Below are 17,821 nucleotides of genomic sequence, written 5' to 3' on the forward strand. Positions count from 1 at the left end.
ATGCTTTATCCGTTTTGCGAAAAATATCATATAACGTAGCAAGGCTGATGCAATTAGAAGATCCTGTGAACCGGATACAGATGATAGATATAATGGATGAAGTGGACTCGGATCTTACATGTGTGGCAAAGTTTATTTTTGAACCAATTCCCAGTATGTATTGATTTTTGAGAATAACAATACCTTTACTCCTTTTGATGACGCATAGGGATAACTATGCGCTTTTTTATGCTGAATATAGGATAATAACATCTCAAAAAGCAACTACTCCACCTGATTATGGCATTCTCCTGCACAAAAACTTCTTCATGAAACAACCCTACGGCTACCTAGATTGGTCTATCTAGGCAGCCGCTTTTTGTGGTATAATTTTTATGGTATGTTGTTTTGTTTAATATGGAGGAGTGTATGAAATTATCTAAGAGAATTTTTGCTGGTATACTTTCCGCAGCGCTTGTATTTACGGCAGTACCTGCTATGAACGCTAGTGCCGCGAAGATCAATTATTCGGGCATATATACAAAAGAAATATCTATTGAACAGCAGGATGAGTCCGAAGCTGTTTTCAATCCGCTGCTTGTCGAGGTATCTGACGGGGATGCGGAGAATGCTCAGTCTGAGAAAGTCCGTGTCATGCCGGGCATGAAATTTGCCATTGCAGCTACCAGATACGGAGCTATCATCAAGACTTCCAAGAACAAATCACAGTTCAAGTACAAAACATCAAATAAAAAGGTTGCAACCGTAACTACGAAGGGTGTTGTAACCACTCTTAAGAAGGGTAAGTGTGACATCACGGTTACCAATAAGAAGGATGGAGTGAAATTCGTTCTTCACCTTACCGTCGCAAAAAAAGTAAAAGTTAGCAGCGTTAAGCTGAATCTTAAGAGTAAAAAGTTTAAGACCAGAAACTATGAAGGAAAGACCTTCCAGCTTACTGCAAAGGTAAAACCTTCGAAGTATTCGAATGTACCTATTCTCTGGGGAAGCACAAACACAAATGTTGCTACGGTTGATGAGAGAGGACTTGTTACTTTGCAGGGATATGGCGACTGCCAGATCTATTGCAGGGCAGGCTCCAACAATAAGGTAGCAAGCTGCAAGGTTTTGGTTATCGATCCCGATGCACCCAAGGAAAACAATAATAATGGCAGCATCTGTTCACTCACATACAACACCGGTAAGCTTGTGGATATCTCAAGCCATAATACCGTTAATGACTGGAAGCAGCTTAAGAACAGCTGCGACGGAGTTATTATCCGTGTGGGTTATCGCGGATACGGCAGCGGTGCTCTTGTAGAGGATTCCAAGTTCAGAAATAATGTTTATAACTGCCAGCAGTACGGAATTCCTTACTCTTTCTACTTCTTTACCACAGCTGTAAACGAAGCAGAGGGTGCGGAGGAAGCTAACTGGATTGCCAATACCATAAGCGGACTTAATACATCGATGCCTGTATTTATCGATGTTGAGAGCAGTGGCACAGGCTCCGGCAGATCGGATAATATGAGCGTTGCTCAGAGAACAGCCGCAGTAAAGGCTACGGTTTCTCAGCTTTATGCAAGAGGCATCACCGGTGGTGTTTATTCATCAACCTGGTGGTACAATAACAGACTTGATATGAGTCAGCTGCAGTACCCTCTCTGGGTAGCAGATTACCGCGGATATTGCGGATATGACCAGGGCAATAAATTTGCATGGCAGTTTACATCAAACGGTACAGGCTACGGCGTTGCAAACAGATGTGACGTATCAGAGTGGTATCAGTAAGTTACAAGGAGCATTACGATGTCAGACAATTTCATGGGAGATATTTACAACGACTTCTTCGGCCCGGGATCAGGCGGAGACGGAAAACCGCCGGTATTTGACGATCCGAAGAAGGAAGAGAGCATAAGAAGGAAGGTCAGCAGGGACTTTGAGAATCTGAAAAAAGGTGAAGAGAACATAGGTCCTAAGTACCCTGAGGAAAAAAGCCCCGCTAAGCCTGAATCCGGAAATGCAGGCAGAAAAACCGAACATTATCAGGATGCGAACGAGGCGCTTGAAGAGGCGAGAAAACTTTTCGAAAACAAGAACAAGCCCATTCCGCCGGCACCTACAGCTGTGTCAACCGGAGATGCGGCTCCGAAGCAGGAGCAGAAACCTGAGGAACCCGAGACAGATCCGATGGAAGATCTGAATTCGCTGATAGGTCTTTCCTCCATCAAGCACGATGTTAAGGAACTTACCGATTTTGCCAAGGTTCAGAAGCTACGAAGAGACGAAGGTATGAAGTCCGTACCTGTATCACTACATCTGGTATTTACAGGTAATCCCGGAACAGGTAAAACAACAGTTGCACGCATTATTTCCAGGATTTACAAGCAGATTGGTGTTCTTTCCAAGGGACAGCTCGTCGAGGTTGACCGCTCTGGTCTAGTTGCAGGTTATGTCGGACAGACAGCTCTTAAGACTCAAGAGAAGATCAACCAGGCTCTCGGCGGAGTACTTTTCATAGATGAAGCTTATGCGCTTTCCCAGGAAAATGATGCCTTCGGTCAGGAGGCTATCGATACGATCCTCAAGGCTATGGAGGATCACAGAGATGATCTTGTTGTTATCGTTGCAGGTTACACGGAACCGATGGAGAACTTTATAAACTCCAATCCCGGCCTTAAGTCCCGCTTCAACAAGTATATTGAATTCCCGGATTACTCTGTGGATGAACTTGAAGAAATCTTCAACATGAACCTCAAGAAGTATGAATACGAGGTGGAAGAGGATGCCAAGAAGCACATACGTGAGATGATCAGTCAGAGAAAACTCACCAGGCTTGAGAATTTTGCTAATGCGCGTGAGGTTAGAAACCTTTTCGAGGAAATCGTGACCAACCAGGCCAGAAGAATCGCGAAGCTTGAAAATCCCACTCCCGAGGACATCAAGCTTATCACTTCCGAAGACCTCATTGATAAGAGTCTTCAGGAAGATAAGAATGATGATAAGAAATCAGAAGTTGAAGACCTTCCGGTTCAGGAAACCACCGACAGCACTGATGGTGGGACCGAGCAGGAAGACCATGAGAACAGTACAGATCTCGATGCGGCCTCCGAGAAGGAAACCGATGAGGAGAACGGTACCGTCGAAACCGATGCGGACAAACTTGAAGGGGACGGTCTTTAATAAGCGATCACTGATAATATTCGGTATCGCATCATAGGGCGCAACGCCCATGTCGGCATTCATGTAAAGAGATGCCGCAATTACAAAGCACAGTAGTGCCACTATAAATACAACAGCTCTGTAGGGCCATTCCCGGAAAACAAATTCGGGGATGGTCTTTTTCCATATCCATCTGCAAAAATCAGAAATGTATCCGATGAATACCATGTTCGCGATGGTGCCGGGACCGATCTGGTGACGGTCGAACAGAACCACAAAAATAAAGAGTACCAAATTGAGCAGTACCTGCCATGTTCCGAATAAAATTCCAAGACGCCTTGAAATAGTAAGGTTCATGAAGGTGCAGGGATCGGTTCCAAGATTTACTTCAATCAAAAAGGACAGGAAAAAGCCCATAAAGAAAACACCAAGCGTCATTATGCCAAGTTTTTTTATTTTTACTGAATCCATAAATTAATGCTCCTATCAAAAATCGCAATCGTTCCTATTTTGATTCATTTTTCTTGGAATGTAAAGGAATACTTTAAATACTCTTAAAAAATCATAAAAACGCACTTTAAGCTTAATTTTCGTTGTAGAATAAAAATGATGTATAAGGGAGGATGCTATGAATATCTATCTGTGTAAGCCTGACGAAACACTTGAGCAGGCACTTGAAGAAGTTATGAAAAAAGATCCTGACGGAAGAAAATTTACCTGTGATGAAGAAAAGGACAGGTGCTATATCGGGGATGAGGCATTTGCCAATGCACCTGTAATAGTAAATAAAAATAATCAGTATTATGCACTGAAGCAAGTTTGATACCTTAGTGGGGATATTATGCTAAAGAACGAAGAGATTGATCAGTTAACCGGACTTCCTAATCTTTATTCTTTCAGGAAAAATGCGCAGAGTCTGATGGATGGCCGCACGAAGACCGAGCGGGAATTTGCTATCATCTATTTTGATGTGCAGAATTTTAAGAGCTACAATTCTCGTTATGGCTTTGAGGCCGGTGACCGCTTCCTTCAGAATCTGACAAAGCATATTGAGAAGATTTTTCCGGAACTTATGGTGGCAAGATTTTCTGATGACCACTTCGTTTCACTTGCATATTTTTCAGGAATAGAGGCGAGAATTGAAGACCTCAGAAGAAGGGTTATAAGCTACAATCCCGATGCGGGAGTTGATCTTCATGCGGGAATTTATGAGCTTGAACCCGACGATACGGACATCAGTATGGCCTGCGACAAGGCGAGAATTGCCTGCAACAGCATAAAAGCCAACTATGACAATATCTACAGATATTATGACAGAGAACTGGGAAACCAGCTTGATCTGGAACATTACATAATTCACAATATAAGCGATGCGGTTCTGAACGGATATATTCAGGTTTACTATCAGCCCGTGGTAAGGGTTATCTCGGGAAGAGTATGCGGTTTTGAAGCGCTCGCACGCTGGGTGGATCCTAAGCACGGATTCCTTATGCCCGGAGTTTTCATACCGATTCTCGAGGATGCGCACCTTATCTACAAGCTTGACGCCTATGTGATAAGGCAGGTCTGCGAGGATATCAGGGAATACATGGAAAATGGTTTCAAACCGCATCCTGTATCCATTAATCTTTCCCGAACCGATTTTCATCAAAAGGATATGTACCGCCTGGTTAATGACGCGGTCAGCATAAATAAAATACCTAAGAACCTCATACATATTGAGGTTACCGAGAGTGCCCTTGACGACAATCAGGACGTACTGAAGGGAACAATAGATAAATTCAGGAGAGGCGGCTACCAGGTGTGGATGGATGACTTTGGAAGCGGCTATTCATCACTGAATCTTCTAAAGGACTATGAATTTGACGTCCTTAAATTCGACATGAAGTTTTTGCAGAACTTTGGATCCAATCCAAAGGAGACTGCTATCTGGGAAAATGTCATCAACATGGCAGAAGAGATAGGAATCCAGACCCTTGCAGAGGGCGTGGAAACTATGGAGGCGTGGGATTTCTTAAAGAGAGTCGGCTGTGAAAAAGCGCAGGGGTATTTCTTCGGAAGACCAATGACCAAAGCGGAATGCATCGATTATCTCGATGAAGCTACCGAAAATGCCAGACCTTCCGTAAATGCGTTGAAAGAGGATGATGACGCGCTTTCACACAACAAGAATATAGTTGAACTGAAAAATGATGAGGACGACGAGGAGGAAATAGACAGAATCGGCACTATCGAGGATGAACATTTTATGGCACAGTCACCTGTTTATCTTACTCTGGCAGCAAGAGGCTTTGTATCACTTCTTGAATACAACTCCTATTCTCAGTTCCAGAAGCATTCATTTTTCATAGTTGCAAATCTGTCTGACGATAAACTCATAAGACTCCACCTTAGCAGTAAGCGCAAGATACTTGATAAGGAATATCACAAGCAGGAATCTTACCAGGATATGATAGATGATATTGTCGAGAACACAGTTATAGATGAGGAAAAGAGAAACGTCGCGGATTTCTTTAGTAAGGACAGGCTGATCCTGGCTTATCATAGCGGGATAAATTTTGATGAAATTGAATTTCACAGAATAGTTGATAAAAAGATGGCTCCCAGGTGGACACATACCATCTATCAGGTGATTGAGGAAGAGGGGGGTATTGTTGCATATTTCCTGTCCTACGACATAGATGAGTATAAGAGATCAAAGGACCTTGTAAGGCAGATGGCGGAGCGCGATTCACTCACCGGCCTTTACAACAGACATACCGCTGTTCCGCTTATCAGGAACAGACTCTACAGGCATCATGGTGGGAAGTCGGCGCTGATAATGTTTGATGTGGATAATTTCAGGGATATAAACGATAGGTTTGGAAGCTTTGCCGGCGATGAGGTCTTAAGAAGAATCTCCGCAAGACTGGATGACTTCTTTGGAAGAGATGGCATCGTGTGTCATATAGATCAGGATGAGTTCCTGATTTTCCTTGAAAATATTCAGCCGGTGAATTTAGAAGACAGAATCGTGGATCTTTGTGACAATATTTTCAGTTTGAGATTCCACGATGACAAGATTACTTTTACAGTCTCTGCCGGTTATGTTATTCATCCGGATCAGGGAAGAGGATACCATGATCTGTACCGCAAGGCAGACATGGCGCTTTGCATGGCGAAAAATGCAGGAAAGGGAACAGTAGTCAGATATTCCGAACAGTGACCGTCTTAAGAGGATACTGTAATTATGCGTAAGCGTGACCGCAATTTTTATATCAGGCATATAGTTCTGATAGTTCTGTTTGCTTTTGCAACAGTAATCACAATTAAAAACAACTTGCATATTGATAACGGTGATGAGCTTTTGGGATTACAGTTCTTTAGCGTGTACCTGTTTAAATTTTCACCGCTTCTTATTTTTGCGGGACTAGAGGGTGTTACTCCCGCTGTTTTTTCATGCTTTATTCTTTTTGGTGTAAAAACCGTAGTCAACAAGGAACTCGCCTTTATTACCGGTATTTATCTTGTTGGTGCGGCAACCACTCACTACTTTTCCATGAGCGGAATGTTTGCAAAGAAGCGCAAAGCATTATTGGCAATGCTTTTTTATATGCTTTTTTACGGAAGCATATGGGGAGGCTGCCTTGGGATCCTGGCAGGAAGACGCTTTATCGAGTTTATGCCGACGAGAAATATTTGGTTTTTCCTGAATGAGTTCCCGGAAGCTTTTATTACTGTGGCAATTTTGTATCTGATTCTCGGAAAAGGTTCCAATAAATTAAAGGCGCTGTTTTTCAGCGGAGTTTATTACAGAAGTGATGTGGATGAGCTTTCCAGAAAAATGGCTGATATCAGAAAGTCAAAGCTCAGCATATCTGTATCCATGATCATTTCAATACAGGCAGTAGCGCTGGGAATTGCGGCTGTAATATATGCCAATACGCTTATTCCCAATATGAAGCAGTCATTTGAGTCCGGAATTATTAAGCAGGTTGATCAAATTACGCAGTCTACCGACTGGAGTAAAATGACCAATATAATCCATCTAGAGCAGGTTGTCAGTCAGATAGAGAGTGTAAAGCAGACAGGATACCTGCGGCTAACACTCAATAATGACACTCTCATTTTTGATACCAAACTGATACTTCTGATACTTATAGTCATTATTCCGATGGCGGTTATAGCCAATCAGTATGCACAGTTTCGAATAACGAGGCCCATAATGAGGCTTGCGGATTCCGTGCAGTCCTTCTATGACCTTGGCGCAAAAGGACTCGACGAAAATCTACGAAGACTGCAGAATTTGAACATACGCACGGATGATGAAATTGAGTATATGTATTCGAATTTCAACAAAACCGCGGAGACCATGGTCAGCTATATCAAGATGATTCAGGCGCAGCGGTCACTTGCTGATGAACTGCGTGCTCAGCAGATGGCGAATGAGGCGAAGAACAATTTCCTTTCAAGTATGTCGCATGAAATCAGAACGCCCATAAATGCTATGCTCGGCTTTAATGAGATGATACTCAGGGAGAGTAAGGACGCTGAGATACTAAAGTATGCTTCGAATGTAAACAGTTCGGGTAAGCTGCTGCTCGGACTTGTAAATGATATTCTCGATTTTTCCAGAATTGAAGCCGGAAAGACGGAGATAATACCTGTTGAGTACGACCTCAGCTCGCTTATCAACGATCTCGTAAATACCGCACACATGAGGGTACAGGGGAAAAATCTTGAGCTTAAGACCAACATTGCAACCGATATTCCCTGCATACTTTTCGGAGATGAGATCAGAATAAAACAGTGTGCAATGAATGTGATAACCAATGCCGTAAAATATACTAATGAAGGCAGCGTTACCATTAGTGTTGATTACACCAAGATAGATGATGAGAACATCTCACTTAGATTCAGTGTGAAGGATACCGGAATCGGAATCCGCAAAGAGGATATGGACAAGCTCTTTGCACCCTTTGAGCGCATTGAAGAGAGCAGAAACAGGACCATCGAGGGAACCGGTCTTGGAATGAATATTGTAAAGCAGCTCCTGTCCCTTATGAATTCAAGACTTCTTGTCAGCAGTGAGTACGGAAAAGGCAGTGAGTTCTCTTTTTCCATAAAACAAAAGGTGCTCAACTGGAATCCTATCGGTGACTTTGAAGCGACCTACGAGGAGACGCTGCTCGGACAGGATACCTACCACGAGAGCTTCCATGCACCTGAGGCGAAGATCCTGGTTGTCGATGATACACTTGCAAACCTTACGGTTATACAGGGCTTATTAAAACAGACCCAGGTTCAGGTAGACGTTGCTGAGAGTGGTTTCGAGGCTCTTGAGAAGGTCTGCGAGAACAAGTACAACATTATTTTCATGGACCACAGAATGCCCAAGATGGACGGTGTCGAAACCTACAGGGCGATGAAGGAACTGGATGAAAACCTGAATAAGGATGTTCCCGTATTTGCGCTTACTGCAAACGTAATAAGCGGCGCGAGGGAAATGTATATGAAGGAAGGCTTTGCGGGGTATATTCCGAAGCCTGTTGATTCCGCAAGACTGGAAGATGCTATATTAAAAACTCTGCCTGAGGAACTGATAATCAGACCTGATGATGAGGAATTTAATTCCGTGATAGAGGCAGAGGAGATAGGTGCCGAGGATCTTGAGGCCATCGGAGTCATGACCAATATCAAGGGTATAGATTACGAGACCGGTGTAAAGAACTGCGGTGGCCCCTCTGCACTCAAGAAGGTTGCCACAAACTTTGCTCTTGCTATAGAGAATAACTCAAAATCCATCGAGGATGCCTGGCACTTCGATGATCTGGAAAATTACACAACCTATGTGCACGGCCTTAAGAGTTCGGCAAGAGTCATAGGTGCGATTGAACTATCAAATCTCGCCGCTTATCTGGAGCAGTGCGGAAATAAGAAAGACAAGGATGAGATAGAGAGAAGAACTCCCGAGCTTTTGGCGAATTACAGGGAGTACATCGATTTCCTGAAGCCGCTTATTGATGAAGCTACCGCGGAAACCGAGGAAGACCTGAACAAACCTCTGATAGAACCTGAGGAATTAAAGGGAGCTCTTCGAAGCCTTAAGGAATTTGTGGAAGGCAGTTATTTTGACAGCGCCGACGACGTCGTCTCCATGATGGACGACTACCGCATGCCCGATGATTTCAAGGGGACTTACAAGGAAATCAAAAGGCTGCTCGCTGCTGTTGATAGGGATGGACTTTTGAAGATTTTATGATTGAACTATGAAGCTTCCCCTTGGGGAGGGAAAAATAAAAGCCTTCCCCCTTGGGGGAAGGTGTCAGAGAAGCTGACGGATGAGGGGAAAATATGGACAAAAGAGTACTTCTTATTGGAGCATCCAAAAGTTTTATGGTAAATGCTATCGCGAAGGGGCTGGAGAAAGACGGATTTGAGATAGTTCACTGCGAGTTTACCAAGGCCGCGCTTAGAACTGTAGAGGATAAACCACAGCTGTATGTGCTATACCTGGGGGATATCGATACTTCCAATCCGGAGAAAAATGGCATTGAGCCGCTTAAATATCTGGATGAAGCAATTGACAGAGAGAGGTTCTTTCTCTATGAAGTCGGGAATATCGATGAGCTTAATTATGCTTCAAAGTTCCTGTCCAATATAAAGGTCACTGAAACTTTCCTCAGACCTCTTGATGTGCAGCAACTCTCGGATCAGCTCATGTCAGCTGTTCAGAGTAACGAGATATCCGAAGATCAGAAAAAGAAGATTCTTGTTGTGGACGACGACGGAACAATGCTCAGAATGATCAAGACCTGGCTGTCTGTGAAGTACAGAGTTTACATGGCAAGCTCCGGAAAGATCGCGCTGAACTTCCTCCAGAGTAATGAAGTCGACCTCGTGCTTCTTGATTACATGATGCCGCAGATGGATGGCCCCCAGGTTCTACAGGAGATAAGAAAAAGCGACAGCCTGAAGGCTCTTCCTGTTATGTTCCTCACTTCCAAGAGCGACAAGGAGAGTGTTGTCAGCGTGGCCGCCCTTCGCCCTGAAAAATACCTGCTTAAGACAATGCCTAAGGCAAAGCTTATAAAGAGTATTGATGAATTCTTCTTCGGTCCGGAAAAAGAGTGATTTGTTGTTTGAATTTGTTTGGGGTTATTGTTGGGACAACAAACCTCGGAGTCTCAGTTTGGTTTGTTGTTTGGAAAAATTGCAGGTGCAATAAATATAGGCATAATCATCTGGTTTGTTGCTTGCTATTTTTGTGCGTACAACAAATCTTGGCGCCTCAGTTTAACTTGTTGTTTGGGTGAATTTTAAGTGAAACAAATATAGGAATAGCCAGCCGATTTGTTGCTTTGAGTCTTTGTAAGTACAACAAAGCGTTGAAGTCCATCTTGCTTTGTTGCCCTACTTCTTTTTTCCAAAGTGCTTATCAAGAAAATCTTCAATGTTTTGCGTGGTAAGAGGCATCTTCTGGGTTTCCATTGTGATGAGTAGTTCTTCACCAAGATAGATTCCGGTTTTTTCATAATCTCTAAGCTTCTTAAGATTCCAGGAAATATAATCCGTGTCATCAACTTTGCCAAGATGTTCAAGCAACACAACTTTTCTGGTATGAGTATTTAGGATTGTAAAATCGGGATGTCTGATTTCTCCATTATAAAGCGTTACAGGGCATTCATATTTGTATGGAATGGATCTGGAAAACAGGGCATTTGCTATCATTTCTTCTGCCTTTGATCTTACCTGTTCGCCTCTGGCAGTGATATGAAAGGGAACACCCTCGTCTATTCCTTTGGGTTTATCTTTGTGAATATATTCACCGTTAGGCTCCCCTTTGTTACGCTTGTAATATTGATAACTATTACGATTTCTGATGATTTTGAGATCACCTTCAGGGTATTTATTCAAACGTTTCTTTCGCTTTTCAATTTCTTGTGTTAGATTTTTTTCTCTTTCTATTATCAAATCGTAAATATTATTTGTGTTTATTTGCATATAATTAGTCCTCAATTCTTTTCGTTTTTTTATCCTCATTATTCACAGTAGCGGGGTTACATGTTTTGGAGTTCAAACTATCTGGCCATATATTTTGAGTCCAAATTTGTAAAAAGTATTGTGAAAATAGCATGCTGAACGCATACCAATCGCTCGAAGAACAACAAGATTATATTTTACTCATAAACATAACGGTGTCAAGCATAAATATGAATACATGTGATTTAAGTGGCGAAAAATACGGTTAAGCGTATTTATTTACACTTGATTTATGAGGAGCTTTACAGAGGATCTACGGGGATTGACAGAAATCTACGGGAGATTAACAGAAATCTACGGAGATTAACAGAGATCTACGGGGATTGACAGGATTCTTAGGAGGGGAATGATCTCCGAGAAAATATAGATACAACAAATGATAGAATTCATTACGAATTTATTGTGAGAAAAACCTGGAGATACAATAAATAAGAGTATATCAGACACAATTGTTGTACTGGAAAAATAAAGAAACAATAAATAAAGAGATAGTTGTTGGATTTGTTGTTTGAACGAAATATCAATGCAACAAAACCAAGCAGTACAGCATGATTTGTTGTTTGGAAAAAAACTAGACACAACAAACCAAACAGATGAAACCTGATTTGTTGTTTGCAAAAATATGAGACACAATAAATCAGATAGATGTAGTTAAATTTGTTGTATGGAGATATATTCGGAACAACAAATCAGACGTCCGGAATCAGATTTGTTGTGAGGCTGGATTTTTAAGTGCCTAAAGTGGAGCTATAGTCGAATCCACGTTTAAACAGCCCTGTCTCCAATTTGAGAGATTCCACCAATATTGCTATAATTGTTTGGGGGAACAAATTAAGGAGGAAACGGTATGAAAAGAATGACTAATTGTCGCACTAAAAGGGTGGTAGCCTGTTTAGTGACGGCTGCTTTAAGTGTATCTATTGCCGCGCAAGTTACCGGATGCGCAGCATCTGTTTCAAATAAGGCTACTCAGCCGGAAGAAATCATAGAAAGTGAAAACGAAACCACCTCGCCCGCAGAAAATAAAGACGAAATTGAGATAGAAGAGAAAAATAATTCTAGGGAACCTGCGGATACCGGTGAAACATCAGAATTACAAGATAATAAGAACAATGAATCAGCAAAAGAATCACAAAGAGAATCCGTTTACGATTTCGATGACTTGGTAAACGCTCAGTGGAAAGAAGAAGCCAAAGCCAAACTGGAAGAAAACGGGTATAGTTATTACTCTGTTATTACTGAGAGGACAGAGGTTCTTGACGACAAAATGGTGGAAATATTCAAAACGGATATTTCATCACTTCCGGAAGACAGTGATTTTTACAAAGTGCTCTATGTTTACAATCAGATTCTGGATGCAAAGTGGGAAGGAACGGATGCAAAAAAAGAAATCAAAAGTATACTCGACCTGATTGACGCCGCGGGCAACCGTGATGATTTATACGCGCTTTTTACTGACAAATACTGGGGGCGTTATAATCTCGGAATGTCAAGAAGAGTTGATTTTATCAAAGGTGATATAACAAATAACATCGATCCTCAGACGGTAAACGGCACTGGCAGACTGACAGATGAACAAAAGACTGCAGTAGAAAAATATCTGATTGACCTCGGCTTTTCAGAGGACAGAGCTAAACAGATTATCAGTAATACTGATGAGATGGACAAATTGGTTGTCGACTATCACGATGGTTTGTCCGGGGATACACTTGTTGGATTTATTGGAAGAAAAACGCTTGAAGAGAAAAACGTTCAGTTTCCGATTCTGGATATCCTGAGCAAACAGGATGCCCTTGGGAGGGATAAAGACTTCTACTCATGTATGGACTACATGAGCTTTCTGGATGAATTTTATACAGATGAGAATATTCCGAAAATCAGAGATCAGATGCTTGCCTGCGCTGCAGTAGAGCTTTCAAGACTTGATAAGGAAGATGGCGGCGTAACTTTCTTCGAACTTTATCCGTATGCTAAGGCTCCTGATTTTGAGACATGCCTTAGATATGCCATTTTTCAGGCGGGAGGCTATACAATCGAAAAAACGTTCAAAGAAAAATATGTTGATGATAAGACTATCGATAACGTAAAAGAGATGATAGAAGATGAAAAAACAACTATGAGGTCCATTATAGCCGATACAGACTGGCTTTCTGTGCATGGCAAGGAGCAGGCGAACCACAAGATTTTTTATCTGAAGGAATACATAGGTGAAAATGGTCACACTGACGACTTATCCGATGTGGAACTGTCCGAAAATCCACTTGCTAATTATATAGCGCTAAAAACAAGTATGTATGATTTTCGTGATAAACAGCTATTAACAGATAAAACCGATAAGGAACTGTTTGGCGCCTCATTTATACAGGTCAATGCATTTTACAATATGTATAATAACAGCATTATTGTCGCAGACGGCTATCTGGAAGATGCTTCTGACTATTCATATGAGGAGACGCTTGCATTTCTGGGAGTTACTTTGGCACATGAGTTATCCCATGCTTATGATCCAATGGGCAGCAGCTTTGACTATGAGGGCTACTATGATCCCTGGATGTCTGAAGAAGAATACGAGGAGTATTCGAATCGGACTAAGAAAATTGAAGAATTTTTCGATGGGATGGAAGTCGGAGATGGCATAAAGCTTGACGGGAAACTGGTTTGCCAGGAAGCCTTCGCTGACTTAATGGGAATGGAATGCTGCCTCAGAATTCTCGGGGAAAGAGATAATCCTGATTATGACGCATTTTTCAAAGCCTACGCAAGAGAAAATGCCTGCTACTACACACAGGACGGCTTAAAGGAGGCGGTGAAGGATACACACCTTCCTTATAAGGAACGCATAAATTATATTGTTGGCCAGTTTGATGAGTTTTACGAGACCTATGATGTTGATCCGGACAGCCCTTATTATGTGCCCAAGGAGAAGAGGTTGTCGACGTTTTAATAAAAAAATGGGGTCGATAAGCACATCTAAAAAAATTCAACAACATTCGGCTTGCAAGACATGGCTTAAGATAGAATACTATGGAGGAGAAAAATGTCAGCAGCAATCGACAATTACAGAAAAACAGTAGAGCAGCCCTGGGGAAAGATGTTCTACGATTTGATATACATACAACTGAATATTCCGAGTGATAAAAAATTAAAGATGCTCGATGATGTTGTTATCTGCCACAACGTTCTCGAATATGTGGATGACAGAGAGGCCTTATTGCAGCAGTTTGTCAGGATTCTGAAAAAAGGTGGAATGCTGTCTGTAGTAAAACATAATGATCCCGGCAGAGTTATGATGTACGCAGTACTGAATGATAATCCGAAGGCAGCCCTTGAATTGTTAACGCAGGAAGGCAGTGAGAACTGCGCATTCGGAACCCGGAATGTCTACAACAACGAAACGCTTACAGCATCAATTGCAGACAAAGCAGAACTTACAGCTATGTTTGGTGTGCGAACCTTCTTTGGACTGTCCTCCAATAACGACATCAAGTTTACAGATGAGTGGTATGAGTCTATGCTTGATCTGGAAACGGAAGCGGGCAAGAAGGAAGAATATAAAAAGATTGCCTTCTTCAATCACTTGATTTTTAGGAAGAAATAAACAGCAAAATAGATTGGAAGAAAACGATGAGAATTTTATTTTTCAGACATGGTGATCCCGACTATCAGATAGACGGACTTACAGAAAAAGGAAAGGTTGAGGCAGAGCTTCTGGCTGCGCAGATTAAGTCCTTTCACTTGGATGATGTATATGTGTCGCCGCTTGGAAGAGCGAGGCAGACCGCGGAGTATTCACTTAAGGAATTAGGGAAAGAGGCTGCGGTTTTAGATTGGCTCAAGGAATTCCCTGCGCTGTTTGATGCAAATAAGGCAGATGAAGAGACAAGACTTGCCTTTCCGAACGAACTTCATAAAAATGAAACCACAGGAGAGTATGATAAGCGCATAGTCTGGGACATCATTCCTTCATATTATATGAATCATCCTGAATTGTTTGATGCGAAAGCGTGGAGAGATTCCGAATTCGTAAAGAGTACTGACATGCCACAGATTTATGATTATGTCATAGACAGCTTTGATAAGTTTCTTTCAGACTATGGATACGAGCGCGATGGCAGCGTTTACAAGGTTAGGGAAAACAATGACAAGGTTATCGGATTTTTCTGCCACTTCGGAATTACAGCAATCATGCTGTCACATCTGTGGGGAGTGTCACCCTTTGTCACCATGCAGTTCCTTGCGATGGCGCCTACATCCGTAACAGAGATCGTCACCGAGGAGCGCGAAAAAGGCATAGCTATTTTCAGAACCCTGAGAATAGGTGATATCACCCACCTCACTATGGGGGAAGAAGCCCCTGCGTTTTCAGCAAGATTCTGCGAACGCTTTGAAAACACGGATGAGCGCCACTGATGCAGGAATCAGCACAAACACAAGCTTTATAAAAGCATACCGGATACTTAACTTATCTCCCAAAATCATGTATACTGTCGAGAGATAAAAACGCAATCTACAAGATTATTCACAAGGAGAGTTCCCATGATTAAAAACTTAATTGACGGTATCAAAAAGACTGAGGCACCAATTGTTGTAGGACTTGATCCCAAGACAGACTTCATTCCGAAGAGAATTTTGGACAAGGCTCTTAATGAAAAAGGATACACAGCGGAGGCGATAGCTGACAGCTTCTTTGAATTCAACAAAGAGATAGTTGATAGCATCTGCGATCTGGTTCCGGCCGTAAAACCGCAGGTTGCAATGTATGAGCAGTTCGGACTTCCCGGACTCATCGCCTATAAGAAGACAATTGATTACTGTCATGAAAAGGGACTCCTTGTTATAGCTGATGTAAAGCGCGGCGATATAGGCTCAACCTCAGAATCTTATGCGCTCTCACACCTCGGAGCATCCAAAGTGGGAGATACTCTCATCAAAGGATTCGATGCCGATTTTGCAACTGTAAATCCTTACCTTGGATCAGACGGTGTTAAGCCCTTCATCAGCGTTTGCAACGAGTTTGACAAGGGAATCTTCGTACTTGTAAAAACTTCAAACCCCTCAAGCGGTGAGCTTCAGGATAAAATAGCGGACGGCAAGCCCCTCTACGAGACAGTCGGAGAGCTTGTTGAAAAGTGGGGACAGGATTCTATGGACGGCAGCTACAGTAATGTCGGCGCCGTTGTAGGTGCGACCTATCCGGAGATGGGCAAGGTCCTTCGCGACATCATGCCTCATGCTTTCATCCTTGTTCCGGGCTATGGAGCACAGGGCGGAAAGGGCTCAGACCTTGTTCACTTCTTTGATAAGGACGGCCTCGGAGCAATCGTAAATTCCTCCAGAGGAATCATCGCTGCATGGAAAAACGAGAAATACGGCGATCCCGCAAAAGAAGCCGTAGGAGAGGCAGCTAGAAAAGCCGTTCTCGACATGAAGGAAGACATACAGAACGCATTAAAGTAATGACCTGCGCACTCAATAAATAAAAGAAAAATACGCATTTTATCGTTACAAATCTTTAATATTTAGTTAATTGTTTATGCTTATTTCAATGTGATACAATGCACATAGCAATACAATAAAAGGAGTATGCTCAAAATGGAGAGGTATAAAGAAGAATTTATTGAATTTATGGTGGACAGCAACGTTCTTAAGTTTGGAGAGTTCACATTAAAAAGCGGACGCAAGTCTCCGTTTTTCATGAATGCCGGTGCTTATGTTACAGGAGCTCAGCTCAAGAAGCTCGGCGAGTATTATGCAAGAGCAATACATGACAATTTCGGTCTTGAATTTGATGTATTATTCGGACCTGCTTATAAGGGAATTCCGCTTACGGTTGCAACCACTATCGCCATAAGCGAGCTTTACGGAAGAGAGATCAGATACTGCTCAAACCGCAAGGAGATCAAGGATCACGGCGATAAGGGAATTCTTCTCGGAACCAAACTCAGAGACGGGGACAGAGTTATGATCATCGAGGATGTTACCACATCAGGTAAGTCCATCGAGGAGACAGTTCCGATCATAAGAGAGCAGGCAGAGGTTGATATAGTCGGAATGATGGTTTCTCTCAACAGACAGGAGAAGGGACAGGATTCCGACAAGAGCGCACTTGAGGAGATAACAGACAGATATGGCTTTGAGGCCGGTGCGATCGTTTCAATGTCAGAAGTGGTTGAACACCTCTATGGCAAGAATTTTGATGGCGAGGTTATTATAAACAAAGAGATTAAGAAGGCCATCGATGAGTATTACAAGGAGTATGGCGCAGCAGGGGTATCTGCCGGCTAACTGATATATGGAGGAGAGAAAAAAGAGGCGAAAACTTAATATTAAGCTTCCGTCGTTTGGACGCGGCAGGTACGTGTTTACCGACAAGAAGCATCCTGAAAAAGGAGTCCTTTCAGCTGCACTGGGGCTGATTTCCGTAGCCACAATCGTGTATGCCGTCATTCTAAGCTACAGGAATGGCGGGCAGGCAGAAGCAAAATACGCGGTGGCCGTGATGTTTTGTCTGGTTTATTCAATTGCAGGTCTGGTCCTTGGCATTATGTCGAGGATGGAGAGGGATATATTCAAGCTTTTTCCGAATCTGGGGATAATACTCAATGTGCTGGCGCTCATATGGGTAGGGTTGCTGTTGTACTTTTCTGTATTGTGAGGT

13 protein-coding genes are annotated in these 17,821 nt (G+C 42.5%); 12 read left to right on the forward strand and 1 reads right to left on the reverse strand.

What is annotated here, in order from left to right:
• The first annotated feature begins 408 nt into the window (after positions 1–408).
• The 6 genes from BLR42_RS09565 to BLR42_RS09590 all read left to right on the forward strand — a co-directional run bounded on the left by BLR42_RS09565 (position 409) and on the right by BLR42_RS09590 (position 10,254).
• Positions 409–1,770 (forward strand): GH25 family lysozyme, encoded by a 1,362-nt coding sequence (locus BLR42_RS09565; protein ID WP_170832702.1) that lies wholly within the window; start codon positions 409–411, stop codon positions 1,768–1,770.
• A gap of 18 nt (positions 1,771–1,788) precedes the next feature.
• Entirely contained in the window at positions 1,789–3,162 is a 1,374-nt protein-coding gene (locus tag BLR42_RS09570; protein ID WP_091868552.1) for an AAA family ATPase, read from the forward strand.
• Positions 3,163–3,769: 607 nt separating this feature from the next.
• On the forward strand, positions 3,770–3,964 hold the full coding sequence (locus tag BLR42_RS09575) for a hypothetical protein (RefSeq protein WP_091868554.1): 195 nt from the start codon (positions 3,770–3,772) through the stop codon (positions 3,962–3,964).
• An 18-nt stretch (positions 3,965–3,982) separates the two neighbouring features.
• Positions 3,983–6,346, forward strand: coding sequence for an EAL domain-containing protein (locus BLR42_RS09580; RefSeq protein ID WP_091868556.1), 2,364 nt, complete (start codon positions 3,983–3,985; stop codon positions 6,344–6,346).
• A 24-nt stretch (positions 6,347–6,370) separates the two neighbouring features.
• Positions 6,371–9,382 (forward strand): ATP-binding protein, encoded by a 3,012-nt coding sequence (locus BLR42_RS09585; RefSeq protein WP_091868558.1) that lies wholly within the window; start codon positions 6,371–6,373, stop codon positions 9,380–9,382.
• Between the two features lie 92 nt (positions 9,383–9,474).
• A complete protein-coding gene (locus BLR42_RS09590) occupies positions 9,475–10,254 on the forward strand; it encodes a response regulator (RefSeq protein WP_091868561.1) in 780 nt (259 codons plus the stop codon).
• 279 nt (positions 10,255–10,533) lie between these two features.
• Here BLR42_RS09590 and BLR42_RS09595 read toward each other — a convergent pair whose 3' ends face one another.
• Entirely contained in the window at positions 10,534–11,124 is a 591-nt protein-coding gene (locus BLR42_RS09595; protein WP_091868564.1) for a hypothetical protein, read from the reverse strand.
• A gap of 886 nt (positions 11,125–12,010) precedes the next feature.
• Here BLR42_RS09595 and BLR42_RS09600 point away from each other — a divergent pair.
• The 6 genes from BLR42_RS09600 (at position 12,011) to BLR42_RS09625 (ending at position 17,818) form a co-directional block, all read left to right on the forward strand.
• Positions 12,011–14,107: a M13-type metalloendopeptidase gene (locus tag BLR42_RS09600; RefSeq protein ID WP_091868567.1), complete on the forward strand. Its 2,097-nt coding sequence runs from the start codon at positions 12,011–12,013 to the stop codon at positions 14,105–14,107.
• A gap of 93 nt (positions 14,108–14,200) precedes the next feature.
• Positions 14,201–14,761: a class I SAM-dependent methyltransferase gene (locus tag BLR42_RS09605; protein ID WP_091868569.1), complete on the forward strand. Its 561-nt coding sequence runs from the start codon at positions 14,201–14,203 to the stop codon at positions 14,759–14,761.
• A gap of 26 nt (positions 14,762–14,787) precedes the next feature.
• The gene (locus tag BLR42_RS09610) at positions 14,788–15,573 is read left to right on the forward strand and encodes a histidine phosphatase family protein (RefSeq protein ID WP_091868571.1); all 786 of its coding nucleotides are present in this window, start codon (positions 14,788–14,790) and stop codon (positions 15,571–15,573) included.
• A gap of 126 nt (positions 15,574–15,699) precedes the next feature.
• Positions 15,700–16,620, forward strand: coding sequence for an orotidine-5'-phosphate decarboxylase (gene pyrF, locus BLR42_RS09615; protein ID WP_091868573.1), 921 nt, complete (start codon positions 15,700–15,702; stop codon positions 16,618–16,620).
• Between the two features lie 135 nt (positions 16,621–16,755).
• Positions 16,756–17,448 carry an orotate phosphoribosyltransferase gene (pyrE, locus tag BLR42_RS09620; RefSeq protein WP_022763054.1) on the forward strand — a complete coding sequence of 231 codons (693 nt, stop codon included), beginning with the start codon at positions 16,756–16,758 and terminating at the stop codon, positions 17,446–17,448.
• A 7-nt stretch (positions 17,449–17,455) separates the two neighbouring features.
• Positions 17,456–17,818, forward strand: a complete 363-nt coding sequence (locus BLR42_RS09625) for a DUF6142 family protein (protein WP_091868575.1) — start codon at positions 17,456–17,458, stop codon at positions 17,816–17,818.
• Positions 17,819–17,821: the final 3 nt, after the last annotated feature.

Origin of the sequence: Butyrivibrio sp. INlla16 (genome assembly GCF_900104155.1) — a bacterium.
Lineage (GTDB): Bacteria > Bacillota > Clostridia > Lachnospirales > Lachnospiraceae > Butyrivibrio.